This is a genomic window from Pseudomonas sp. GD03944 (assembly GCF_029839275.1).
Classification (GTDB): Bacteria; Pseudomonadota; Gammaproteobacteria; order Pseudomonadales; family Pseudomonadaceae; genus Aquipseudomonas.
On sequence record NZ_JAOCAH010000011.1, the window covers coordinates 146,308 to 169,721 of the forward strand.

Below are 23,414 nucleotides of genomic sequence, written 5' to 3' on the forward strand. Positions count from 1 at the left end.
GGAACAGCGGAGCGGCGCATGCCGCTCACCTCAGCATATACACAGAACGCCAGGCTGGCGTTCGGTTCATTCGGCCAGTACCGCTTCGACCACCGGATCTTCGCGCCAGATCGCCAGCGAATCCGCGGTGTAGGTGCTGAGCAGCCAGCCGGTGCGCGCACCGATCAGCGTGCTGACCGCGTGCTGACGCCCGAACGGGCTGTGCCGCGCCAGGTACAGCGCCGTGTCGCGCAATACCGCCAGGGTGCGGCTGTGGGACTGGAACAACGGCGTGAGCAGGCGGCTGGCCTGGCGGTAATAACGCAGGTGGTCACGCCGCGCCTGGGCGTAGCCGGCGAACACCGCGGGCCAGTCCAGCGCCTCCCCGGCGGGTGCCGCGCGCAGCACCTGATCCAGTGCCGCGGCATCCACCAGGGCCATGTTCACCCCCTGCCCCAGCTGCGGGCTCATGGCATGGGCGCAATCGCCAATGGCGATCACCCGGCCATCGTGCCACTGCCGCATGCGCACATCGGCATAGACCGCCTGGCTCAGCTGCTCCGGGCGCTCGACCTGGGCCAGGAAGGGTTCGGCCGCCTCGCCAGCCAGCTGCAGCACCTGCTGCTTCCAGGCGTCCAGGCCGGCCTGGCGACAGGCGTCGAACTGCGCCACGGGCAGGCTCCAGAACAGGCTGCTCAGGCGTTGCTCGCGGTTGTGGTGGGTGCGCCCGGTCGGCATCACGCCGAACATCTGCGAGCACTGCCGGTACCACTGGCGCAGGTCGGTGGAGTCGGCCCCCGCCGGGGTCGGCACGATGCTCCACAAGGCGCCCCAGGGGTAGGGCTGGATGGCCTGGCGCACCTGCATCTGCGCGCGCAGGGTCGAGCGCACGCCGTCCGCCAGAATCAGCGCGCCGTATTCGCCGCACGGGTGCTCGGTGCCCTGTTCGTCCTGGCGATACAGCTGCACGTGGCTGGCCTGCTGGCTGAAGCGGGTGATGTTCATGCCGGTGAGGATGCGCACCCCGGCCTGCTGGGCGGCGTTGTGCAGGGCGTGCAGCAATACGCTGCGGTGAATGCCCATGCCATAGCTGTCGGGCTGCCAGTGGGCATAGCGGGTGTCGAGAATCACCCGACCGCCCGCCGTGGTGCCGAACAGGCGGCTGACCGGGGCACCGAGGCCGGTGCATTCGGTCAGCAGACCCAGTTCGCGCAGCACCGCCAGGCCCGACGGCTGCAGCAGCACGCCAGCGCCCACCGCCTGCAGCGCCGGCACCCGCTCCAGCAGGTGCACCTCGAAGCCCTGGCGGGCCAGGAGCAGCGCGCTGGCCAACCCGGCGGTGCCTGCCCCGACAATGGCAATCGGTAATCCCTTCACAGCCCGTCTCCCTCATGCGAACGAGCCGATTCTACCCTTCAACGTCTGCATCAGCGCCAGGCCGGCCGCAGGCCAATGCTGCCAATGTGCGGCTCCGCACAGCCTGCCCGGCATCGGCAACGCGTGGCGCTTAGAGCCTGTGCACGATCTCGCGAGCTAGAGCCATACAAGGCAAAAACAGGCGAAGAAGCGGAGTTTACGTGCTGTAAATGAGCATTCTGAGCCTGTTTTTAACGCAGTAGGGCCGACGCGCAGCAGATCGTGAACAGGTTCTTAGAGGTACATGCCACCAGAGGCTTCTATCCGCTGCCCGGTGATCCAGCGCCCGCCATCACCGAGCAACACGGCAATCGCGCCGCCGATATCGTCCGGCAAGCCCACCCGGCCCTGGGCGGTGTTGCTGGCAATGAAGGCATTGACCTCGCTGTTGTCGCGCACCACCCCACCACCGAAATCGGTTTCGATGGCGCCGGGGGCCAGTACGTTCACGCTGATGCCGCGTGGTCCCAGCTCCTTCGCCAGGTAACGGGTCAGCACCTCGATACCGCCCTTCATGGTGGCGTAGGCGGCATAGCCCGGCAGGCTGAAACGCGCCAGTCCGCTGGAGATATTGAGAATGCGCCCCTGGTCGGCAATCAGCGGCAACAGGTGCTGGGTGAGGAAGAACGGCCCCTTGAGGTGAACGCTCACCAACTCGTCGAACTGCGCTTCGGAGGTCTCGGCAAAACTGGCGTGCACGCCCATGCCGGCGTTGTTGACCAGGAAGTCGAACTGGTTGCGGCCGAAGGTGTGCTGCAGGCCGGCCGCCACCTCGGCGGCGAAGGCCGCGAACTGGCCACTCTGGCTGACATCCAGCGGCAGCACCAGCGCACGGGCGCCGAGCTTCTCGACCTCGCTGACCAGACTCTGCGCGTCGGCGGCGTTGCTGCGGTAGGTGCCGATGATGTCCACACCCTGGGCAGCCAAGTGCAAGGCGGTGTTGCGTCCCAGGCCACGGCTGGCGCCGGTGATCAATGCGATTTTACGGGTCATGGCGGTGCTCCTTGAGGAAGAATGAGCACAGGTTATTGGCTTGATAAAAACCGATAAACACAGCAAATTCGGAAATACTGATCGCCACAGACGAACAATCGACAAGGTGCCGCCATGAACAAACTGGAACTGCTGCGCACCTTCGTCCGCGTCAGCGAGCTGGCCAGTTTCACCCAGGCCGCCGACAGCCTGGGGCTGCCACGCTCCAGCGTGTCGCAACAGGTGCAGACGCTGGAAACCCTGCTCGGCACGCGCCTGCTGCAGCGCACCACGCGCAAGGTGCAGCCCACCCAGGATGGCCTGGTGCTGTACGAGCGCAGCCGGGACATGCTGGCCAACATGGACGAGCTGGAAAACCTGTTCCGCCAGGACGCCACGCAACTGGGCGGCCGCCTGCGGATCGACATGCCCACCGGCATGGCCAGGCGCCTGGTCACGCCGCGCCTGGGGGAGTTCCTGCATCGCCACCCGCTGATCGAGCTGGAAATCAGCAGCAGCGACCGGCGGGTCGACCTGGTGCGAGAGGGGTTCGATTGCGTGGTGCGCGTGGGCGAGGTCCACGACAGCAGCCTGGTCGCCCGCCCGCTCGGCCACTTCGCCATGGTCAATTGCGCCAGCCCCGCCTACCTGGCGCAGTACGGCATGCCGCAGAGCCTCGATGACCTGGCGCAGCACCGGCTGATCCACTACGTGGGGGTGTTGGGCACGCGCTCCGACGGCTTCGAGTACCAGGTCGATGGCGTCACCGCGTACCGGTCGATGCCCGGCAACATCACGGTGAACAACATCGATGCCTACGAAGGCACGTGCCTGGGTGGGCTGGGCATCATCCAGGCGCCGCTGGTGGGCATGCGTGCGCTGCTGGACGAGGGCCTGCTGTGCAGCATCCTGCCGGCCTACTTGCCGGCGCCAATGCCGGTCAGCCTGCTGTACGCCCACCGCCACCAGCCCCAGCGCGTGCGGGCGTTCATGCACTGGCTGGAAGCGCTGATTACCGAGGAAACCAGCGCCTGAACAGGCCGTGGTGTCAGCCGGCTATACGCGTGAGCAGGCGCGCCTGCAGTTTTTCCAGCTCGGCCTTGTCGGCCTGGTTGGCCGCGTGGATGCCCAGGCCTTCGCCGGAGAAACGCGGCACGATGTGCATGTGGATATGGAACACCGTCTGCCCGGCTGGCGCGCCGTTGAACTGCGCCACCTGCACGCCGTCCGGCTGCAGCTCGTCGACCAGCACCTGGGTCAGCTGACGCACCACGCGCATCACCTTGGCCAGGGCGTCGTCGTCGATATCGAGGATATTGCGGGCCGCCGAGCGCTTGGGGATCACCAGGGTGTGGCCGTAGGACTGGGGGAACAGGTCGAGGAAGGCGAGCACGTCGTCGTCTTCGTAGAGCTTGAAGCACGGCGCCTCGCCGCGAATGATCTGGGCAAAGATGTTCTGTGGATCGTAATCGCCATGCAGGCTCATCGGGTCTCTCCATTCACCAGGTTTCGATGGCCGCACGATACCGGGCACATGACCGCACGGGCAACGCCCGCTATTCTGCTGTTTTCGTTCGCCTGTCCGGAGTCCCCATGCCAGACCTGTCCGCCTTCCCCATCACCGAGAAATGGCCCGCCACCCAGCCCGACCGCCTGCAGCTCTACTCGCTGCCCACGCCCAACGGCGTCAAGGTGTCGATCATGCTGGAGGAAATCGGCCTGCCCTACGAGCCGCATCTGGTGAGTTTCGAGACCAACGACCAGCTGTCCCCGGCGTTCCTGTCGCTCAACCCGAACAACAAGATCCCGGCCATCCTCGACCCCAACGGCCCGGGCGGCAAACCGCTGGCGCTGTTCGAGTCCGGGGCGATCCTGCTGTACCTCGCCGACAAGAGCGGCCAGTTGATCCCCAGCGACCCGGCGCGCCGCTACGAGACCATCCAGTGGCTGATGTTCCAGATGGGTGGCATCGGCCCGATGTTCGGCCAGCTGGGCTTCTTCCATGCCTTCGCCGGCAAGGACTACGAAGACAAGCGCCCCCGCGACCGCTACGTCAACGAATCCGCGCGCCTGCTCGGCGTACTCGACAAGCACCTAGAAAACCGCCAGTGGATCATGGGCGACGACTACAGCATCGCCGACATCGCGATCTTCCCGTGGGTGCGCAACCTGGTGGGCTTCTACGCCGCTGGCGAGCTGGTGCAGTTCGAGCGCTTCACCCAGGTCAAGCGCGTGCTGGAGCAGTTCGTCGCGCGCCCGGCGGTGGAACGCGGCCTGGCCATTCCCAAGCGCGGCTGACGCACCATTCGGGGTGGATGCGCGCAAACCCGCCACGGGTTATCTTCTGTGCCCTTCACCCCGACGCCACGAGCCTGTCCATGCGTATGCCCCTGCTTCGAACCGCCCTGCTCTGCCTTGCAGCGACCCTGCCGCTGACGGCATTGGCCAAGGTCGAAGTCGAGGCGGCGCAGCACAAGACCCTGGGCGCGGTGCTGGCGGTGAAGATTTCCGAAGACATCGCCCCCGGCGACTACGAAGCCCTGCTCAAGGGCATCCGCGCTAACCCGGGCACCTTTACCCGCAAGATCGTGCTCCTCGACAGCATCGGCGGCAGCGCGCCCGAGGCCATCCGCATGGGCCGTCTGCTGCGCGAAACCGGCTTCGACGCGCTGGTGCCCTCCACCGGTGTGTGCCAGGGCAGTTGCGTGTACCTGCTGGCCGCCGGCCAGAAGCGCACGGTGAAGGGCCATGTCGGCCTGCACCGCCCCTACTTTCCCAGCGGCGACTCGGCCCAGGCCCACGCGCAGCAGCGCAACACGCGCTACGACCCGGCGGCCTACTTCCGCGAAATGAACGTGGCCAGCCAGCTGGCCAGTGAAATGCAGCGCATCGAGCCGCACCGCATGCGCGTGCTTTCGGCCCAGGAACTGGCGCGTTTCAAGCTCAACTGAGCGTCAACGCGGCGGCGCCTCCACGTACTGTTCGACGATCCGCGCGAAGGTGCCGTCCTCGACCAGGGCCGCCAATGCCTTGCGGTAGCGGGCCACGAACGCCTGATCGTTGCTGCGCTTGCTCAGGGCCACTTCGGCCGCCTCATCAGCCACCACCACGGCGGTCGGCCGGGTCGCCTCCCCCAGCCCCAACTGGTTGATTTCGTAGCGCCCGGTCAGCTCGTCGGCGATCACCCCGTCGATGCGCCGGTGCGCCACCATGCGCCATAGACCGCCACGGTTGGCGGTGAAGTGCACCCGGGCGGCGAACGCCGCGTCCTGCATCAGCGTCTGGTAGGCCTCGCCGTAGGAGACGTTGGTCTGCGAGCCCAGGCGAAAGTCGCTGCCGCGCAATGCATCCAGGCGCGTGACCGGGTACCGTGCCTGAGCCTCCTGGTGCATGAACAAGAGGTTGCGCGAGGGGGGCCCGAACGGGCCAGTGAAGTAGGCGTAGGCTTCGCGGTCCGGCCGGCGAAAGGCACCGGGCAGCACGTCCAGCCGCCCCAGCTCCAGCTCCTTGAGCGCCCGGCCCCAGGGCAGTTTGACCAGCCGCACCGTGCAGCCGAGACGTTCGAGCACCAGGCGATTGCTCTCGACATAGATGCCTGCGACCTCGCCATCGGCCCGTTGCAGGCTGAAGGGCGGATCGTCGTCCCAGCGCAGGGTTTTCTCGCAGGCCAGGGCCAGGCCCGGCAGCAGCGCCAACCCGACCAACACGCCATGGAACACCCTGCAACGCGCCGCCATGTCCCTACCGATACACCCCATGTCCAGCGCTCGCACCCGCCCCGATCCCTGGCATCAGTCTAGCCGGTCGGCGGACCGTCCGGGTGGCCCGCGCCCCTGCGCAGGGCATTGCACGCTGGACATCGCCCGGCAAGCACAATAGCGTGGAGTCCTGAATGAAGCTTCGAGGCAAAGGCCCGGCATGTCTGAACCCCTGGATCGCAGCGACCGCTACCGGCGCCGAGTCCTTAAAGCACTGTTGTGGACCACCCTGGGCTGCGGCATCTTCTTCGCCACCGTCAACATCCTGCGTGACATCTGGCTACTGGCCGTCCTCGAACTGGGCTACGCGGCGTTTTCGGCATTCCTGCTGCGCATCGTCGACCGCACCCCGCACCTGCGTACATGGACCCAGGTCTACCTGGGACCGTTCTTCCTGATCATGATGGTGGCGCTGGTGTTGCCCAACGCCACCTTCGCGGTGTTCGCCTGGATCCAGACCATCCCCATCATCTGCTACCTGCTACTGGGCCTGCGTCAGGGGTTCTGGACCGCCCTGCTGTTCATCAGCCTCGGCCTGCTGGCCTTCAACCACGGGCACCACAGCGGCGACACCCTGATGGACCTGGAGGTCACCGCCAACATCGGGCTGGCGAGCCTGGCGATCATGCTGTTCTCGCACATCTACGAGCGCAGCCGCCTGCACAACGAACAGCGCCTGCTGGAACTGGCCAGCACCGACAGCCTCACCGGCCTGGCCAACCGCACGCGACTGGCCGAGATATTCCAGCGCGAGAGCGCCCACGCCCGTCGCACCGGCGCGCCGCTGTCGCTGGTGTTCCTCGACATCGACCATTTCAAGCAGATCAACGACCGCCACGGCCACAGCGTCGGCGACCAGGCGCTGTGTCACCTGGTCGACGTGCTGGGCGAGCGACTGCGCAGCACCGACCTGTTCTGCCGCCTGGGCGGTGAGGAATTCGCCGTGCTGCTGCCCCGCGCCAGCATGGCCCAGGCCACCGATATCGCCGAAGACCTGCGCCTGCGTCTGACCGCCGCGCCCCTGCCGCTGGCCGAGGCGCCGCTGAACATGACGCTCAGCGCCGGGGTGGCCACCCTGGGCCAGGACGGCGCGACCCTGGACGAACTGATGAAGGTCGCCGACCGGCGCACCTACGTGGCCAAGCGCACCGGCCGCAACCGGGTGATCGCCACCGACCAGCCGGCCTTCGGCGGCATCGCCCCGGCACGCTGACCGGCCTCACTCGCTGGCGGTCTGGGTGACAGCGGCCGGGCGCCACAGCCGCCACCCCAGGGTCATCCCCGCCGCCGCGACCAGGATCGCGGCGATGCCCAGCAATTGCACCGGCTGCAAGCGGTGGTCGAAGGCCAGGAAATCCACCAGGATCGCCACCACCGGATAGATGAACGACAGCGCCCCGGTCAGCGCGGTGGGCAGTTTCTGAATCGCCCCGTAGAGCAGGATGTACATCAGCCCGGTGTGCACCACCCCCAGCGTCAGCAAGGTGACCCAGGTCGCACCATCGCCCGGCAGCGCACCCAGGTTGGCGAACGGCGCCAGCATCAGCGTGCCGACGCAGACCTGGATCAGCGCGATCAGGTGTGGCGGCGTGCCCTTCAGGTGCTTGGCGACGATGGCAGCCAGGGCGTAGAAGAACGCCGCGCCCAAGGCCAATAGGATGCCGACCAGGGTGTCGCTGCCGCTGTACCCGCCGCCGGGCTTGGCCTGCACGATCAGCAGCATGCCGACGAAGGCCAGGGCCAGCCACAGCAACTTGTTCAGGGTCAGGCGCTCGGCGAAGAACAGTGCGCCCAGCGCCACCAGCATGAACGGCTGGGTGTTGTAGACCGCCGTGGCGATGGAGATCGAGGCCCGGGGATAGGCGGCAAACAGCAGCAACCAGTTGAGCACGATGGCCACCCCGCCGAGCGCCGCCAGTCCCAGCAGGCGCGGTGTCAGGTGCCCGCGCAACAGGCCGAAGGCGGCGCACACCACCAACAGCACCGGCGCACCGATCAGGCAGCGCCAGAACACCACATCCATCACCGGCTGGCCGGACACCGCCACGAACCAGCCAATGGTCCCCGAAATCATCATGGCGGCGGTCATCTCGACCGTGCCGCGTAGCGTGCTGCTGCCCATGGAACACCTCCGTCATCGACTGAGGCATACGCTAATCCGTTGCCGCCCACCGCAACATGGTCTAAAAAAGGCCAAGTACGACAAAAACCTAATTATCGAAGGCGATCAGGCCAATCTGCCTGGAGAGAGAAAATGATCGACGAGATCGACCAGAAAATCCTCGAAACCCTGCTGCAGGACTCGCGCATTTCCCTCAAGGAACTGGCGCGACGCATCGGCCTGTCGGCGCCCAGCGCCTCGGAACGCCTGCGTCGCCTGGAAGAGCGCGGCGTGATCCGTGGCTTCACCATCGACGTCGATCCCCGCGCCCTGGGCTATCAGCTGCAGGCCATCGTGCGCATCAAGCCCCTGCCGGGCATGCTGCACACGGTGCAGAAGCTGATCGAAGACACCCCGGAGTTCTGCGAGTGCGACAAGGTCACCGGCGATGATTGCTACATCGTGCGCCTGCACGTGCGCTCCATCGATCAGCTCGACCACATCCTCGACCGCATTGCCGACAAGGCCCAGACCAGCACCGCCATCGTCAAATCCCAGCCGATCAAGCGTCGCCCGCCGGGCATCGCCCCACGCGGCAAGGCCGGCGAGCGGCCGGCCTTGCGCTGAACGGTTGAGCGCGCGTGGCGCGCCTCGTCAGAAACGTATCTGCAACTGGGCCTTGACCGCGTTGTCGGTCAGCGCCCCGGCAAACTGCCGGGTGTAGGTGATGCCCAGCTGGGTCGTGCGACCGAATGCGGCGTCCAGGCCGAGCTCGACGGTGGTGCGCTGGCGTGCCATCGGCAGGCCCTGAATGGCGAATCGGTCGCCCCCGGCAAAACCGAGGGACGCCTGCGGGGCGGTGTCGCCGAAGGCCTGTGACCAGCCCAGCATGCCCCGCACGGTGAGATGCGTCTGCTCGTTGGGATTGAATGCCCGGGCGGCATGCAGGCCTGTCGTCACCCGGCTCGTGTCGATCGCGTCGGCGCTGCCGGCAAGGCCGGTGACGGCGCCGTCCTCCTCGAAGCCCTCGGTTCTCACATGCACATGGGACACACCGATGAAGGGCTCGACGGTGGCGACCGGCGTGATCATCGGGTAGGCCAGTTCGCCGTACAGCTCGGTGCTCACGGCGTCATAGGACGCCTTGTTGTGTTCCGTCACCCCGAACCAGTGCGCCTGGCGCCGGGTGTCGATCTCATGCCAGGCGAGGTTGCCACCGAGCCGCAGTTCCAGCCCCTGGATGTGCGTGCCGCCGTAGGCACCCAGGCGGTAGGTGTCGATCGAGGCGCGCCCGGTGTTTGCCTGCAACGAGCTGCTGCCAAGGCTCATCAGCAAGCCCAGCCGCCAATCGTTGCCCGCGACACCGTCCACGCCCAGGACCAGGCCGCCGCTACTGCTGCGATAACCGGCAGCATTGCCGTCGCTGTCGGCATGGGCCCGCCCGCCATAGGCCTGGGCCCAGAAGAGCGAATCCCTCGGCACGGGAGCAAAGGCAAACGCACCGCCGCCCGCCGTCAGGCTGGCCAGCAGCGGCCCCTCGACCAGCGCGTATTCCACGGTTGGCGTTTCGGCGAACCGCGCCCGCAAGCGATCGAGCGCCACCCGGGACACGAAACGGCTGTCGTCCGGCAGCGCGCCGACCAGAGTCGCATGCACCTCACCGCTCAGGCTGTCGAAATCGGGAACGGCGCCCACTTCGGAGCCCAGCAGCCCGGCGACCAGGGGATGACCGCTCGCCAGCCCGAGGGACTTCACGCCCTCGCCGACGCTTCTGCGATTCGGCGTGGTCGCCCCCAACAGATCGAGCTCGCGAAAGCGCAGGTCCAGCAGCTCCAACCGCCTGCGCTGCACATCAGCCTCCAGGCTGGCCAGTGCCTCACTTGGGGGCGCTGCGTCCTCGGACGGCTGCAGCGGCCCGGGATCAGGCATGGCAACAGGCGGTACCCCCTCTGGCTCCAGCTGTGCCACTACTTCGACAGGCGGTGCGACGGGCTCGATGGCCACAACCGGCTCTTGCGGCTTGGTCTCAGGATCGGGCGCGGCTACAGGCAACACGACGTCTGGCTCCAGCTGCACCACTTCATCGGAAGGTGGTGTGACAGGCTCGACGACTGCAACCGGCTCAACTTCGGGCTCAAGCGCGGCAACAGGCAGTACCACCTCTGGCTCCTGCGGCTCGACCTGCGGATCGGGAGTGACGACAGCCGCAACCTCTTCCGGCTTTACATCGTCCGTGGCCTCGGCGGGTGATGCGGCTGGCCCCAGGGCCACAGGCGTCTCCTGGGGCTGGGGTTCCTCGTTCTGTCGCGCCGCCAACTCGCGCTCACGCTCCTCCAACTCGGCCTGCTTGCGCCTCGCCTCTTCGGACTTGGCCTCCTGGGTGAGGTCGAAGTGCAGCACCACTTTGCTAGGGTCGGCGTAGTCGAGCTGAGCGGTGATGTAATTGTACTGGGGCGTCACCCCGTCGAAGCGGTTGGTCACACCCCGGCCCGCCGTGATGATGTCGTACTTGCGCGAGAACAGCGCCTCCGTCGAGAGCTGGCTCAGCGGGTTCGCCTCGCCTTCCATGCGTACCGACACGTTGCCACCGAGCAGCGTGACGGCACCGAGCACCTGCAAGCGGTCGGACCGGCTCTGGTCGGTGGCTATTTTCACGTCGTAGTGGCTGCCGGGTTCGAACCGGGCATCGTCGGCCACCGTGAGGGTGCCCACCGCATCGCCCAGCGCCAGCGTCCCGCCGTCACGTACCAGCAGCGCGCCAACACGGCCGGTGCCGCCCAGCCGGCCACCGGCGTTGACCTTCACCCGCGAGGCGACGCTGCCATCCACCGAGAGAACCCCGCCGTTGACCTGGGTGTCGCCGCTGTAGGTATTGCTGCCCAGCAAACGCAGGGTGCCGCCATAGGTTTCGAGCGAACCGCTGCCGCTGATGACGCCCGGGTACGCCCACTCATCCGCCCGGTGAAAGGCCAGCACGGCGTTGTTGGCAATGTTGCCGGTCACGCTGCCGGTGGTGCCGCCCATGCCCAGTTGCAGGACACCGCCGTCGATACGCGTACCGCCTTCGTAGGTGTTGTCGCCGACCAGGGCCAGCGCCCCGCTGCCCAGCTTGGTCAGCCCGCCAGGGCCGTCGATGTCGTTGCTCCAGTAGTCCGCGATGCAGGCTTGCGAGTCGCACGCCGCCGTCCGCTCGCCGGGGACATCGACCCGAAAGTCGAAGTATTCGAAGGCGGCGGCCAGCGTGTCCTCCGGTTCGTTGGCCTGATCACGGGTCAGTTCGCTGGTGCGCGCACGGCCTATCGCCTCGTTGGCCAGCGCTTCGTTCTGGCGGATTTCAGTGAGGATGCGCTCGGCTTCTTCGTTCTTCTTTCGCGCTTCGGCGAACTTGTCGTTCGCCAGCTCGGATTGCCTGATGGCCGTGGTCCTGTCGCCCGCTTCCAGTGCGGCGCGCGCCTGGGCGTCGGCCATATTGCCCTCCTGCGCAAGCTGGTTGATTTCCATCGCCAGACGGGCATGGTTCTCGCCAAGGGGCTGATTCCTGGCGATTGCCTCGGCGATGGCGAGCGGTGCTGCACGCTCGTAGTACTCGGCAGTGGCGACGATCGGGTTGTATTTTTCCGCGGCGCGCTGCTCGGCGAATGTCAGGTCGTAGTCCTTCTTCAACTGCCAGAGCTTCGCCGGCCCGCCCATGGCCTTTTCCAGGTCCATCAGGCCCCAGCCGTAGACCCGGTCGATGCCCGGGGCGCCGATGTCCCTGGCAGTCGACAGCAAGGTGTCCCGGACCTGGGCGTTCTCCAGGTAGGGAAAGCGGGATTTCAGCACCGCCAGCCCTGCCGTCGCATGGGGCGCGGCCATCGAAGTGCCGCTCATCATCTGGTAGGCCGAGGTCGCCGCCTGCTGTTTCTCGGCATTGCTGCTGCCTGCCGGAACATCGCTGGTGATGCCCAGGCTGAAGATCTGGTAGGCGGGCGCGGGCACCCTGCCCTGCCGAGCGACGCCGTGCTGATCGAAGACCGGAGCGCCCGCGGGGACGGCCGGTACCGCCACCTCCTCGGCATCCGGCGACTGGGAATAAGACCCGCCCGGGGCGGCCAGGCAGTAGTACTTCGATGGCCCGCACAGCTTGGAATTGGCCGTCAGGCGCTCATCGCCGCTGAGGTTGGCGACGGTCAGCCAGTGCTTTTCGAGCTGCCGGAAATCGTCCTGGGTGCGCACGCTTTCAAGAAAAGCACGATCCGCCTCCGTGGGGTCGAACTGGCCACGCTGGTACAGGTCGCGATCGGCCTCGAGCGCGGCCACCTCCGTCTGGAACGTGACCACCGCCGGGTGCAGCCTCGAAACCTGATCCAGGTTGCCCAGCTGAATACGCGCGTTGGCCAGGTACCTGTCGACGTCCCCATCGGTCAGTGAGGTGATCTTGAGGAAGTCGCTGCGCAACGCCTTGAGGGGTTGCAGCACCGTGGGCTCGGTGCTGGCCCAGGTACTGTCTGCGCGCAGGCGTTCGAGTCGTTCGTAGCCCGTGGCCTCGCCATCGACCGGCTCGAGCAGCAGCTGCAGGTGATCGGCCAGGCGCACGAGGCGCGGGTCGTTGCGGACCTCGGCGTCCAGTGCCTCCACCTCGGTCATCAGGCCACGGTAGGTGGCCAGCCGGGCATCGCGGTTCGGCGAGAACCAGTTCGCCCGCTCGAATCGACCGTTGAGCGCCTGGTAGGTCGAGCCGGCCGTGGAGGCGTGGTCTGCCAACAACCTGGGGCCGGACGCCAGCACATTCGGCAACGTCACGGTCAGCGGCGCCGGCGAGACGCCCCTGAACATCACGGAACCATGGGTGTCGTTGCCTGTGGCGAAGACGTTCACGACGCCGGACCGCGCGATGTCACGCATCGCTTGCAGCATCACGCGATTGCCACGCAAGAGGTGCGCGGTGGCACGCCCGGACGCGTGGATGTCGGGGCCATGGTACGACGCCCGAGTGGCGCCGTCGGCCTCGATGGCCATGGGAATCGCGTAACGGGAAATACTCCTCTGCGGCGAAAACGGGGTGGGGTAAAGAATGTCGCGCTGATAGCGACTGCCCCAACTGTTGTTCAGAAAATCGACGCCGCTGTCGATGACCGCCTGGGCAGCCCCTGGCCGCGTCAGCGGCGTATTGCTCCCAGCCCCGACACCGGCGTAGACCGTCGACAGAAAGGCCCCGCCGTGCATGCCTTCACCGTCGCGGTTGGCGCCGATGATGCCCGCGACATGCAGGCCGTGATTGAGCAGCACGCCGGAACTGCTGATGGCTGGGACGTCCGTTGCACCGAAGGGCCCGCCGAAAGGCAGCAGGTTGTTGCGGGTGCTGAACTCGCGATGGCCCGACCAGGTGCCGTCATCCAGCACCCCCACCTTGATGTGCTGCCCGTAGGCGCCTGCCGCATAGGCCGCATGGAACCCGGTGAGGTCCAGCCCCCAGTTCGCCCGGTACTCGGCATCCGCGCTCCACAGCGCGGGGGTTTCCAGGGTGTGGGGCGTGACATAGGGCCCCGGCTGGCTGCCCGTGGCCGGCGGGACAACACCCTGCGCCTGGGCCAGGGCCGACGGGGTGAGCAGCACCGCCGACAGCAGCGACTTCACGCCGATGCCCGACTTCAAGGGGTTGCTGCGTATCTGAAACCGGGTACCGGGCTTGCTCATCTCACACTCACTCGCTGGCCGAAGCTTACTCAGGACGGAGGCGGCATTAGGGTTTCCCCTGCGAGGAATGGATATAGGAGCGTTCTGAATTAACCGGCCGAAGCGGGACGCACGCCGATCAGATTGAACTGGTGACACGCCGCGCGATTCCGTACTATCCGCAGCCCTTTCAGGCATGCCGGGCGCGCCTTGCCCCCATGCCGCGATCACCGTTCTCGCTTCAGGTAGCCCATGAAACTCGCCCGTCTGCGCACCGACGTCCTGGCCGGACTCACTTCCTCCTTCGCCCTGGTGCCCGAGTGCATCGCCTTTGCCCTGGTGGCCCACCTCAACCCGCTGATGGGGCTGTACGGGGCGTTCATCATCTGCACGATCACCGCCCTGTTCGGCGGCCGCCCGGGGATGATCTCCGGCGCGGCCGGCTCGATGGCGGTGGTGATCGTGGCGCTGGTGGTGCAGCACGGCGTGCAGTACCTGCTGGCCACGGTGCTGCTGGGCGGCCTGATCATGCTGGCGTTCGGCTTGCTGCGCCTGGGCAAGCTGGTACGCATGGTGCCGCACCCGGTGATGATCGGCTTCGTCAACGGCCTGGCGATCATCATCGCCCTGGCCCAGCTGGAGCATTTCAAGCACGACGACGCCTGGCTCGGCGGCGCGCCGTTGCTGTGGATGCTCGGCCTGGTGGCGCTGACCATGGCCATCGTCTACCTGCTGCCGCGCCTGACTCGCGCGGTGCCGCCGGCCCTGGTGGCGATCCTCGGCGTCGGCCTGCTGGTCTACCTGTTCGGCCTGCCCACCCACACCCTGGGCGACATGGCGCACATCGCCGGCGGCCTGCCGACCTTCGCCCTGCCGGACATTCCCTGGAACCTGGAAACCCTGCGGATCATCGCGCCCTATGCGGTACTGATGGCCCTGGTCGGCCTGCTGGAAACCCTGCTGACCCTGAACCTCACCGACGAAATCACCCAGACCCGCGGCCACACCAACCGCGAGTGCGTGGCCCTCGGCGCGGCCAACATGGTGTCCGGGGCGTTTGGCGGCATGGGCGGTTGCGCGATGATCGGCCAGACCGTGATCAACCTCAGCTCCGGCGGTCGTGGCCGGCTGTCCGGGGTGGTCAGTGGGGTGATGATCCTGCTGTTCGTGCTGTTTCTCGCCCCGCTGATCGAGCTGATCCCGCTGGCGGCGCTGGTGGGGGTGATGTTCGTGGTATCGCAGCAGACCTTCGCCTGGGCCTCGCTGCGGGTGCTGGGCAAGGTGCCGGCCAACGATGTGCTGGTGATCGTCGCGGTGACAGTGATCACCGTGTTCACCGACCTGGCCACTGCCGTGCTGTGCGGCATCGTCATCGCCGCGCTCAACTTCGCCTGGCAGCACGCCCGGGAACTGTACGTGGACAGCGACCCGCAAACCGATGGCAGCACCCTGTACCGGGCCCACGGCACGCTGTTCTTCGCCTCGACCACGCCGTTTCTCAACCTGTTCGACGTGGCCAACGACCCGCACGAGGTGACGCTGGACTGCCGCCACCTGAGCTTTGTCGATTACTCGGCCATCGCCGCGCTGAAGACCCTGCGCGAACGCTATGAGAAAGCCGGCAAGCACCTGCGCGTGGTGCACCTCTCCGAGCGTTGCAAGCAGTTGCTCAAGCGCGCCGGCGCCCACGACTGAGTGACGCCGGCACCCGCAACGGCAGGTGCCGGCCGCTGAGGCTTACAGGCTGAAACGCCCCACCAGGCGGTTGAGGTCCGCCGCCAGGCGCGACAGCTCGTAGCTGGAGGCGCTGGTCTGGTGGGCGCCGGTGGCGGTCTGCACCGACAGGTCGCGGATGTTCACCAGGTTGCGGTCCACCTCGCGGGCCACCTGGGCCTGCTCTTCCGCCGCGCTGGCGATTACCAGGTTGCGCTCGTACATCTCGCCGATGGAACCGGTGATCTCGCTCAGCGCCAGCCCGGCGCTCTCTGCCAGCTCGCGGGTCGAGCGGGCCTTGCCGCTGCTGGTCTGCATCGAGGTCAACGCCTGGCTGGCGCCATTGCGCATGCCGGACACCATCTGCTCGATTTCCTGGGTCGACTGCTGGGTGCGGTGCGCCAGGGCCCGCACCTCGTCGGCCACCACCGCGAAACCACGGCCGGACTCGCCTGCCCGCGCCGCCTCGATGGCCGCGTTGAGCGCCAGCAGGTTGGTCTGCTCGGCGATGGCGCGGATCACGTCCAGCACCTTGCCGATGTCCTGGGACTGGTTGGCCAAATCACGCACCAGCCCGGCCGTGGTGTCCACCTCGGCGGACAGCGTGGTGATGGCCTCGATGGTGTCGGCCACGCGCTCATGGCCCAGCTGCGCCGACTGGTTGGAGGCCTTGGACGCCTCGGACGTGGACACCGCGTTGCGCGCCACCTCATCCACCGCCGCGCTCATCTCGTTGACCGCCGTGGCGGCCTGCTCGATCTCGTCGTTCTGCCGCTGCAGGCCACGGCCGGCTTCCTCGGTCACCGCGTTCAGCTCTTCGGCAGCCGCCGCCAGTTGGGTGGACGAACCGGAAATCTGCGCCATGGTTTCGCGCAGGTTGTTCTGCATCTGCTGCAGGGACGCCTGCAACTGGCTGACCTCGTCCTGGCCGTCGACCTGGATCGGCTTGGTCAGGTCACCGGCCGCCACGTGCTGGGCCGCCTGCACCGCGCCGCGCAGCGGGCCGACGATGCTGCGGGTGAGCATCCAGGCCAGGCCGACGGTGGCCAGCGCGGCGATCAGAATCACCAGGATTACCACATAGCGCGAGTTGGCGTACTGCGCTGCCGCCTCACGTCCCTCCTGCTCGATGCCCTTGGCGTAGATCTCGCCCAGTTCGTTGAGCTGCGCGCCGGTGCCGTCCACCACCGGCTTCATGTCCACCAGCAGCAGCTTGTTCAGCGCCGCCGTGTCGCCGGTGCGCGCCAGGGTGAAGGAGTCGGCCATGCCGCGCTGGTAAATGGCGAAATCGCGGCGGAACTGCTCGTAGAGGCGCTCTTCTTCCGGGGTGTCGACCAGCCGCTCGTAGTCGCTGATATTGGTCATCAACACCTGATTGCGGGCCTCGTACTGGCTGCGGTAGGTGTCGATGTTGGCCGGCTCCGGGTCCAGGGCCAGCCGCAGGGAAATGGTGCGGATGCGCAGCATGTTCTCGCGGATGGTGTCGACCGCGCGGATGCTCGGCACCCAATCCTGTTCGATCACCTCGGCGCGCTCGCGGATGCTGGACATCTTGCCCAGGGAAAAGACACCGAGCAGCGCCACCATCATGGCGATCAAGGCAAAACCGAATGCAGCCCGTGGAGCGATATTCCATTGACGAAGAAGCATGGAGACCTCTGAGAGATATTGTTGTACGACAACCGCACAGCAGACCCCACACCCCATACGACACAGCCTGGTGCATCAAGGCCCTTCGGTTCACGCGACAAGCAGCGGGAGGGTCGGCGACCCGGGCAGCCTCTGATTGCGCGGAGCCATCATAGTCGTACGATGACTCAGCCGGATAGGGGGGGCTTGCACACAAACGGGGCGCCTTCCGACAGCCGGCAGCATCCGGGCTACCGGCGCGGTAGAGCCTCGCGAGCCATGGCGGCACGCTGCCGGGGCGACCACCCGGCGGGTAAATGAAGCGCTGGCCGGTGCATGGCGGTCAGAGCCAGGACAGCTCATTGCACAAGGACGCCGCCATGCCTTCCACCTTTCCGGTTCGCCACCTTCATCTGGACCTCGACGGGGTCGACATCTTCTACCGCAGCGCCGGCCCGACGGACGCCCCCGTTGTGCTGCTGCCCCACGGCTACCCCTGCTCGTCCTACGAGTTCCGCAACTACATGGCGCGCCTCGGCGATCGCTGGCACCTGGTGGCGCCGGACTTTCCCGGCTGCGGCTACTCGGCCACGCCGGACACCTTCGCCTATGACTTCGACGGCTACGCGGATTTTCTCGACCGTTTTACCCAGCGTCTGGGCATCGCCCGCTTCGCCCTGTACCTGCACGATTTCGGCTCGCAGATCGGCTTGCGCCTGGCCATCGCCCAGCCCGACCGCATCGCTGCACTCGTCGTGCAGAACGGCGACATCTACGAAGACACCCTGGGGCCGAAATACGCCGGACTGCAGCAATTCTTCGCCAACCCGACCCAGGCGGCACGGGACGAGCTGGCGCAAGCGGTGAGCCTGGATGGCTTCGAGGAGGAGTTCCTGAACGAGGTGGGCCCGGACATGGCGCTGCGCATCCCGCCGGACCTCTGGCACCTGCACTGGGCGCTGATGACGCCCCGGCGTCGGCAGATAGCGGTAGACGTGATCGCCGGCCTCAAGGACAACCTCGCCTGGTTCCCGCGTTACCAGGCCTACCTGCGCGAGCACCAGCCGCCGACCCTGATCGTCTGGGGCCCGCGCGACGGCTACATGCCCGAAGCCTCGGCCCGGGCCTACCTGCGCGACCTGCCCAACGCCGAACTGCACCTGTTCAACGACGGCGGCCACTGGCTGCTGGAAACCCATCTCGAAGAAATGGTGGCGCTGACCCGCGGCTTTCTTGGCCGGGTGCACACGGTTGCATAAGGCGCCATCTGGAGGGGGTGACCGAACGGGGCGGCAACGGCTGAAAAAAATTTCAGGAAAAGTGCGATTTCGGGCCGTTTTCGAAGGGTGAGAACACTAAATACATGGTCTACAAGGAAACAACGACCATGAACAAACTCCCCCTTATCAACACCCTGATCGCCCTGCTCGCCCTCGCCTACACCGCCGGCTTCCTCAACCCACTCGCCCCCAAACCGGAGCCGACGCCGGCCCCTTACGTGCTGTGTGTCTCTCAGCCGCCCGCCACGACCTGCCTGCTCCGGGTATGACCCGGTGCCAGGCAAGCCGGGAGCCGCATCAGGTGCAGGGCTTCATCGCCGGCGGGGTGGCCAGCAGCGGGCGGACAACGCTCAGCAGCCCCAGGAGCGCCATGGCCGCCCCCACCCAGAACGGTGCGCGCAAGCCGTAGCCGGCGTCGATCACCGCACCACCGGCCCAACTGCCGAATGCCAGCCCGGCGGTGATCACCGAGGTGTGCAGGGTGTTGACCAGGGCACCGGGCTCGGCCGCCCTCATCACCCGGGCCACCATCGCCGGGTTCAGCGCCACACCGGTCAGCCCGAGCAGGATGAAGCACACCAGGCTCAGCCAGTGCAGATCCCCTGCAAGGGCAAAACCGCTCAACGCCAGCACCATCACCGCCAGCCCGCAGGCAAGCGCGGGGAAGGTATAACGGTCGGCGATGCGGCCGATGAACATATTGCCCAGCACATTGGCCACGCCGTAGCTGGCGAGCAGCAGCGCGATATGCGTCGGCGAAATGCCAACCTCCTGAATGAAGATCGGCACGCAATAACTGAAGGCTGCGAAGGTGGAGCCAATGATCAGGCCGCTGGTGAGGTACGCCCCCCACAGGCTGCGGTTGCGCACGTCCGCAAGTTGCCGGCCCAGTGCAGGCTGGCTACCGGCCTCGTCCTTCGGCAGGCGCAACACGGCCAGCACTGTACACAGCAGCGCCAGTGCCACCACCGCCCACGAGCTGGCTCGCCAGCCGAAATGCTGTTCCACCAGGGTGGTCATCGGCACGCCAATGACCGGCGACAGCATCAACCCGGCCAGCACCACCGACGCCGCCCGACCACGCTCGGCAGGCCCGACCAGCCCGGCGCAGAGCGTCATGCACAAACCGATGCAGGCCGCGCTAGATACGCCCATGATCACCCGCGCCACCAGCATCACCTCGTAACTCTGGGCCGCCGCGGCCAGCGCACCGGCCGCCACATACACCGCCAGCAGACCGACCAGGGCATGCTTGCTGCTGATGCCCTTGGCCAACAGCAGCATGGTCACGGGCGGCCCACCCAGGGCCATGCCCAGGGCATAGAAGGCGATCAGGTTACCGACCTGGGCCAGGCTCACCGAGAACGCATCGGCCAACGCCGGCATCATCCCCGCGACCATGAACTCGGCGGTCACCAGCGAAAAAATGGTCACGCCCAGCAGATAGACAAGAGGTGGCAATGGGGAACGGTTGGACATGGCTGCCTCTGGCTTGAATTCGGCTGGCCACCCTAGGGATTGTTGAACGCTGGGTCAAATGATTGCTGGGCATAGTGAATATGCCTGGCGGACGAGCCAACACGGCACGCTAGAGCTCGCAATGGTCATGCGTCGCCTTCGTTACCATGCCTCTGCTTCAATTGAAAAAAGCAGAACGCTGCGGCCAGGTGCCGGTCATTTTCCACACCGAACCATCGCTACAGCCTCCAACGCCAGACCACTGCATGCGACAGCCTTGGGCGATAGCGACATGAATGTGCTCTTGCTGCCAACACAGGTCCAGAACCTGCATTGGCAGCGCGGAGCCGACCTGAAACTGGATAACTATTGAGTGGACTGCAACGCACGAGGGCGCACATTACGCTGCTCGGCATCAGGCAAGGTGGCGCTCTGCAACTGGAAGTCGAATTTCACTTCGGCGAAACGAGCGCCTTGGAAACCATGGTCACGCGCAGCAGCCTCGTTCTCGACGAAGTTGACATCGCCTATCAAGCCCTCACGGGTGGCATACGCAAAGTCATCCCATAGGTACTCGTCGCCAGCCAGATTGATCTGCGTGGTCAGGTGGCGATAACCCGACGCGGAAATGAAGAAATGGATATGCGCCGGACGGTTGCCGTGACGACCAAGCAGGTTGAGCACTTCCTGGGTGGTGCCTTCCGGCGGGCAGCCATAGCCTGACGGGATGATACTGCGGGCACGGTAGCGGCCCTCGGCATCGGTGACGATGCGGCGACGCAGGTTGAATTCGCTTTGGCTCGAATCGAAGTAGGAGTAGGTGCCCTTGGTATTGGCGTGCCACAAGTCGACAACGGCGCCAGCGACCGGCTGGCCGTAGGCGTCGACTACACGGCCGTGGAGGTACATCGGCGTACCGGGGTCAGCACCGTCATCCATCCGCGCCTCACCTTCGGACATCGGCGCGCCGGCGACGTACAGCGGCCCTTCGATGGTGCGCGGCGTGCCGCCGATCAGCCCGGCCACCTCGTCCTGCGCATCGAGCAACAGATCCAGGTAGTGTTCCAGGCCCAGTCCGGCCACCAGCAGGCCAGCTTCACTGCGGGCACCCATGCGGTTGAAATAGTCCACGGCCATCCAGAACTCCTCGGTGGTCACCTCCAGGTCCTCGATGAGGCGGATGCTGTCCATCAGGATACGGTTGACCAGCGCCTTCATCCGCGGGCTGCCCTGGTCATTGGTGAGGCCACTGACCTCCTTGAAGAAGGTCTGAACGCTTTCGGTGTTCGACAGTTTGATGCTCATGGCTGTTTCCTCATCTTGTCGTTGTCGGGCTGGAATGTGTGATCAGAGATCGTTCCGGTGGATCGGCAGGGGGAGACAGAGGCGGCTCGCCTCGCCGTCCCTGTGATGTCATGCGCCCTACTGCAATGGCGAAAACGCCGCTGGCAGGTAGAGCGTGGAGTGCATCTCGCGCAGTTGCGGTCCGGAGTTCTCAGGCGGCCAGACACCGTCGGCCACCGCACGGGTGCGTACGTCCAGGCGCTGCTCCTGGCTGGCGTAGGGCCAGATGTGCAGGTAACGCGGGGTGCGCCCGTCAGTGGCAAAGAAGGCCGCGTAGACAGCCGAATAGCCTGAATCGGTGCGCGGGCCGACGGCCTTTTCCCAGCCGGCCATCGTCGGTGCAAGGCCGGACGGAATCAGGTTGTATTCGCGCAGCTCGTAGAACGGCCCGTAGTGGCCGGGATCCAGGGGCTCGAGGAAGGGGAAGAGGGTGTAGTTCTCCACCTTCATGTCGAGCAGGAAGGCCTCGATGCCAAAGGCATCGTTTGCCATCAGGAAACGTTCGCGCTCGCATTGACGGGCCGCCTCGTCGCGGAAACCACGCAACACGGCGATCTGGTTCAGCGGGCCGATTTCGGACGACCAGCAGCCCATCAGGACGCAGCCATCGCGCACTTCGGCGAGGGTTTCGCGCAGCTGCGCCAGGGCCGTAGCCGGGGTGCGCACACGCAAGGTAAAGGTCATCAATTCGTAGAGTCGCATCGTGTTCTCGCAGCAAGTAGATGCAGGCGAGGCTAGGTCGCGGACCCGCCCCGCCGCGGGTCAGAACTTGAACGTGTAGGAGGTGATCAGGCGATTCTCCTGGTAGTCGGCACCGGAAGCTGCGCCATTGCCATAGCGGGTCTTTACATCGATGTTGCGCCACTCGATCCCCACGCCCTTGAGCGGGCCGCTCTGCACGGCGTAGCTGAGGACAATGTTGCGCTCGCTCTCCAGGTTCTGATCCAGGGCGTTGCTGCCCCGGTCGATCCCAGTACCACGCATATAGCGGGTCATCAGCTTCAGCCCCGGAACGCCATAGCCGGCGAAATTCAGGTCGTAGCGCAGTTGCCAGGAACTTTCGTTGGGCTTGACGAAGGCCACGGTTGACCAGTTCACCAGGTAAGGCTGCGGTGCATAGCCGTTGAGGGTGGGGAAGGTGCTGTCACCGAGCATGCGCTGATAGCCGACGCCGATGGCATGGGCCCCTTTGCGCAGAGTGGTCATCGCGCCGTAGGAGCGATTGTCGATGTCCTCGTAGAACGCCTTGCCGTCCTCGCGGTTGTCGAAGTAACGCAGGTCTGTCTTCAGCCCGAAGCCGTTGCCCAGGTCGGCGTTGTAGGTAGCGCCCAGGTACTGCTGCTGGTAGATATCTTCCAACTGACCGTAGAAGTAGGTCGCCGACAGTGCCGGGGTAAAGGCATAGGTGGCACCCGCGAAGTTCAGGCCGTCACTACGGTGCTGAATGTCCGGACCGTTGAACAGGTACATCTTCTCGCGGTTGGACGATTCGCGGCTGCTGATCTCGGTGAAGCGGCCGGCTGTAAGGGTCAGCTTGTCCACCTCGCGTGACTCCAGCATGAAGCCGTGATAGGTGGTGATCAGTTGGCGCGAATCGTCGTAGAAGGCCACCGGTAGCGTCGGGCGATGCTCACCGATCTTCAGCTCTGTCCTGGAGTAGCGCACCTTGGCGGTCAATGCGGCGCGCCCGTAGTCGCGAACTTGTTCGCCCTTGCTGTCGTCGTAGGGAATGATGGAATCCGGGCCGCGCCCGCCACCGCCGTCCAGGCGATAGGCATATTGCCCAGAAACGTCGAGACCGAATTGCAGAGTGCCTTCGGTATATCCGGAAATTGCACGAAAATCGAAACCCTGAGTCCAACTGCCAACGCGAGACTTGGGCGCATCGTGCTGTTTGAAGTCGCGGTCGATATAAAAATTGCGCAAACCGAGACTGATGTCTCGATCATTGAAGAAATCAGCCTGGGCGGAAATCGAAGTACACATGCTCATTAAGCCAACAGCACCCAAGCTGCCGGCCAGCCAGTTATTCTGGAACATGGTTTTGATCCTTTATTACGTGTGCAAGGCACATTGAGTGGGAGCAGATTAACCGGCAGAAAATGCAAC

Annotated in this window: 20 protein-coding genes; 9 read left to right on the forward strand and 11 right to left on the reverse strand. The window is 65.9% G+C overall.

All coding sequences use genetic code 11. The features are described from left to right. Positions 1-66: 66 nt before the first annotated feature. Together N5C28_RS17575 and N5C28_RS17580 are read right to left on the reverse strand one after the other, a co-directional pair. Complete coding sequence (locus N5C28_RS17575) at positions 67-1,356, reverse strand: NAD(P)/FAD-dependent oxidoreductase (protein WP_279824354.1); 1,290 nt, start codon at positions 1,354-1,356, stop codon at positions 67-69. Positions 1,357-1,629: 273 nt separating this feature from the next. After that, a complete protein-coding gene (locus N5C28_RS17580; RefSeq protein ID WP_279824356.1) occupies positions 1,630-2,388 on the reverse strand; it encodes an SDR family oxidoreductase in 759 nt (252 codons plus the stop codon). A 114-nt stretch (positions 2,389-2,502) separates the two neighbouring features. Here N5C28_RS17580 and N5C28_RS17585 point away from each other — a divergent pair, with 114 nt between their 5' ends. Continuing rightward, positions 2,503-3,402, forward strand: a complete 900-nt coding sequence (locus N5C28_RS17585) for a LysR family transcriptional regulator (RefSeq protein ID WP_279824357.1) — start codon at positions 2,503-2,505, stop codon at positions 3,400-3,402. Between the two features lie 13 nt (positions 3,403-3,415). On the opposite strand, the gene N5C28_RS17590 is transcribed toward N5C28_RS17585, so the two are convergent. Beyond that, on the reverse strand, positions 3,416-3,853 hold the full coding sequence (locus tag N5C28_RS17590) for an HIT family protein (protein WP_279824359.1): 438 nt from the start codon (positions 3,851-3,853) through the stop codon (positions 3,416-3,418). A gap of 107 nt (positions 3,854-3,960) precedes the next feature. On the opposite strand from N5C28_RS17590, the gene N5C28_RS17595 reads away from it, so the two are divergent. Together N5C28_RS17595 and N5C28_RS17600 are read left to right on the forward strand one after the other, a co-directional pair. Beyond that, on the forward strand, positions 3,961-4,665 hold the full coding sequence (locus N5C28_RS17595) for a glutathione S-transferase N-terminal domain-containing protein (protein ID WP_279824360.1): 705 nt from the start codon (positions 3,961-3,963) through the stop codon (positions 4,663-4,665). A gap of 86 nt (positions 4,666-4,751) precedes the next feature. Beyond that, positions 4,752-5,318 (forward strand): hypothetical protein, encoded by a 567-nt coding sequence (locus N5C28_RS17600; RefSeq protein ID WP_279824410.1) that lies wholly within the window; start codon positions 4,752-4,754, stop codon positions 5,316-5,318. Positions 5,319-5,321: 3 nt separating this feature from the next. On the opposite strand, the gene N5C28_RS17605 is transcribed toward N5C28_RS17600, so the two are convergent. Beyond that, positions 5,322-6,104, reverse strand: coding sequence for a transporter substrate-binding domain-containing protein (locus N5C28_RS17605; protein ID WP_279824361.1), 783 nt, complete (start codon positions 6,102-6,104; stop codon positions 5,322-5,324). A 181-nt stretch (positions 6,105-6,285) separates the two neighbouring features. Here N5C28_RS17605 and N5C28_RS17610 point away from each other — a divergent pair, with 181 nt between their 5' ends. Then, positions 6,286-7,338, forward strand: a complete 1,053-nt coding sequence (locus tag N5C28_RS17610; RefSeq protein WP_279824362.1) for a GGDEF domain-containing protein — start codon at positions 6,286-6,288, stop codon at positions 7,336-7,338. Positions 7,339-7,344: 6 nt separating this feature from the next. On the opposite strand, the gene N5C28_RS17615 is transcribed toward N5C28_RS17610, so the two are convergent. Then, on the reverse strand, positions 7,345-8,247 hold the full coding sequence (locus tag N5C28_RS17615) for a DMT family transporter (RefSeq protein ID WP_279824363.1): 903 nt from the start codon (positions 8,245-8,247) through the stop codon (positions 7,345-7,347). Between the two features lie 132 nt (positions 8,248-8,379). Between N5C28_RS17615 and N5C28_RS17620 the strand changes: the two genes are divergently transcribed. Beyond that, positions 8,380-8,853, forward strand: coding sequence for an Lrp/AsnC family transcriptional regulator (locus N5C28_RS17620; protein ID WP_279824365.1), 474 nt, complete (start codon positions 8,380-8,382; stop codon positions 8,851-8,853). A gap of 27 nt (positions 8,854-8,880) precedes the next feature. Here the strand turns inward: N5C28_RS17620 and N5C28_RS17625 are convergent, their stop codons facing one another. After that, on the reverse strand, positions 8,881-13,902 hold the full coding sequence (locus N5C28_RS17625; protein WP_279824366.1) for an autotransporter domain-containing protein: 5,022 nt from the start codon (positions 13,900-13,902) through the stop codon (positions 8,881-8,883). A gap of 231 nt (positions 13,903-14,133) precedes the next feature. Here N5C28_RS17625 and N5C28_RS17630 point away from each other — a divergent pair, with 231 nt between their 5' ends. Next, a complete protein-coding gene (locus N5C28_RS17630) occupies positions 14,134-15,576 on the forward strand; it encodes a SulP family inorganic anion transporter (RefSeq protein ID WP_279824367.1) in 1,443 nt (480 codons plus the stop codon). Positions 15,577-15,618: 42 nt separating this feature from the next. On the opposite strand, the gene N5C28_RS17635 is transcribed toward N5C28_RS17630, so the two are convergent. Further along, positions 15,619-17,244, reverse strand: a complete 1,626-nt coding sequence (locus N5C28_RS17635; RefSeq protein WP_279824368.1) for a methyl-accepting chemotaxis protein — start codon at positions 17,242-17,244, stop codon at positions 15,619-15,621. Positions 17,245-17,603: 359 nt separating this feature from the next. On the opposite strand from N5C28_RS17635, the gene N5C28_RS17640 reads away from it, so the two are divergent. Continuing rightward, on the forward strand, positions 17,604-18,482 hold the full coding sequence (locus N5C28_RS17640) for an alpha/beta hydrolase (RefSeq protein WP_279824369.1): 879 nt from the start codon (positions 17,604-17,606) through the stop codon (positions 18,480-18,482). A 128-nt stretch (positions 18,483-18,610) separates the two neighbouring features. After that, positions 18,611-18,772, forward strand: a complete 162-nt coding sequence (locus N5C28_RS17645) for a hypothetical protein (RefSeq protein ID WP_279824370.1) — start codon at positions 18,611-18,613, stop codon at positions 18,770-18,772. 28 nt (positions 18,773-18,800) lie between these two features. On the opposite strand, the gene N5C28_RS17650 is transcribed toward N5C28_RS17645, so the two are convergent. Further along, positions 18,801-19,982, reverse strand: coding sequence for an MFS transporter (locus tag N5C28_RS17650; RefSeq protein WP_279824371.1), 1,182 nt, complete (start codon positions 19,980-19,982; stop codon positions 18,801-18,803). Positions 19,983-20,103: 121 nt separating this feature from the next. Here N5C28_RS17650 and N5C28_RS17655 point away from each other — a divergent pair, with 121 nt between their 5' ends. Then, the gene (locus N5C28_RS17655; RefSeq protein ID WP_279824372.1) at positions 20,104-20,334 is read left to right on the forward strand and encodes a hypothetical protein; all 231 of its coding nucleotides are present in this window, start codon (positions 20,104-20,106) and stop codon (positions 20,332-20,334) included. Here N5C28_RS17655 and catA read toward each other — a convergent pair. The 3 genes from catA to N5C28_RS17670 form a co-directional block, all read right to left on the reverse strand. Beyond that, positions 20,328-21,266, reverse strand: coding sequence for a catechol 1,2-dioxygenase (gene catA, locus N5C28_RS17660; RefSeq protein ID WP_279824373.1), 939 nt, complete (start codon positions 21,264-21,266; stop codon positions 20,328-20,330). The genes N5C28_RS17655 and catA overlap by 7 nt on opposite strands. 117 nt (positions 21,267-21,383) lie before the next feature. Next, on the reverse strand, positions 21,384-22,007 hold the full coding sequence (locus tag N5C28_RS17665) for an NIPSNAP family protein (RefSeq protein WP_279824374.1): 624 nt from the start codon (positions 22,005-22,007) through the stop codon (positions 21,384-21,386). A 60-nt stretch (positions 22,008-22,067) separates the two neighbouring features. Beyond that, the gene (locus tag N5C28_RS17670) at positions 22,068-23,345 is read right to left on the reverse strand and encodes an OprD family porin (protein WP_279824375.1); all 1,278 of its coding nucleotides are present in this window, start codon (positions 23,343-23,345) and stop codon (positions 22,068-22,070) included. Positions 23,346-23,414 lie beyond the last annotated feature (69 nt).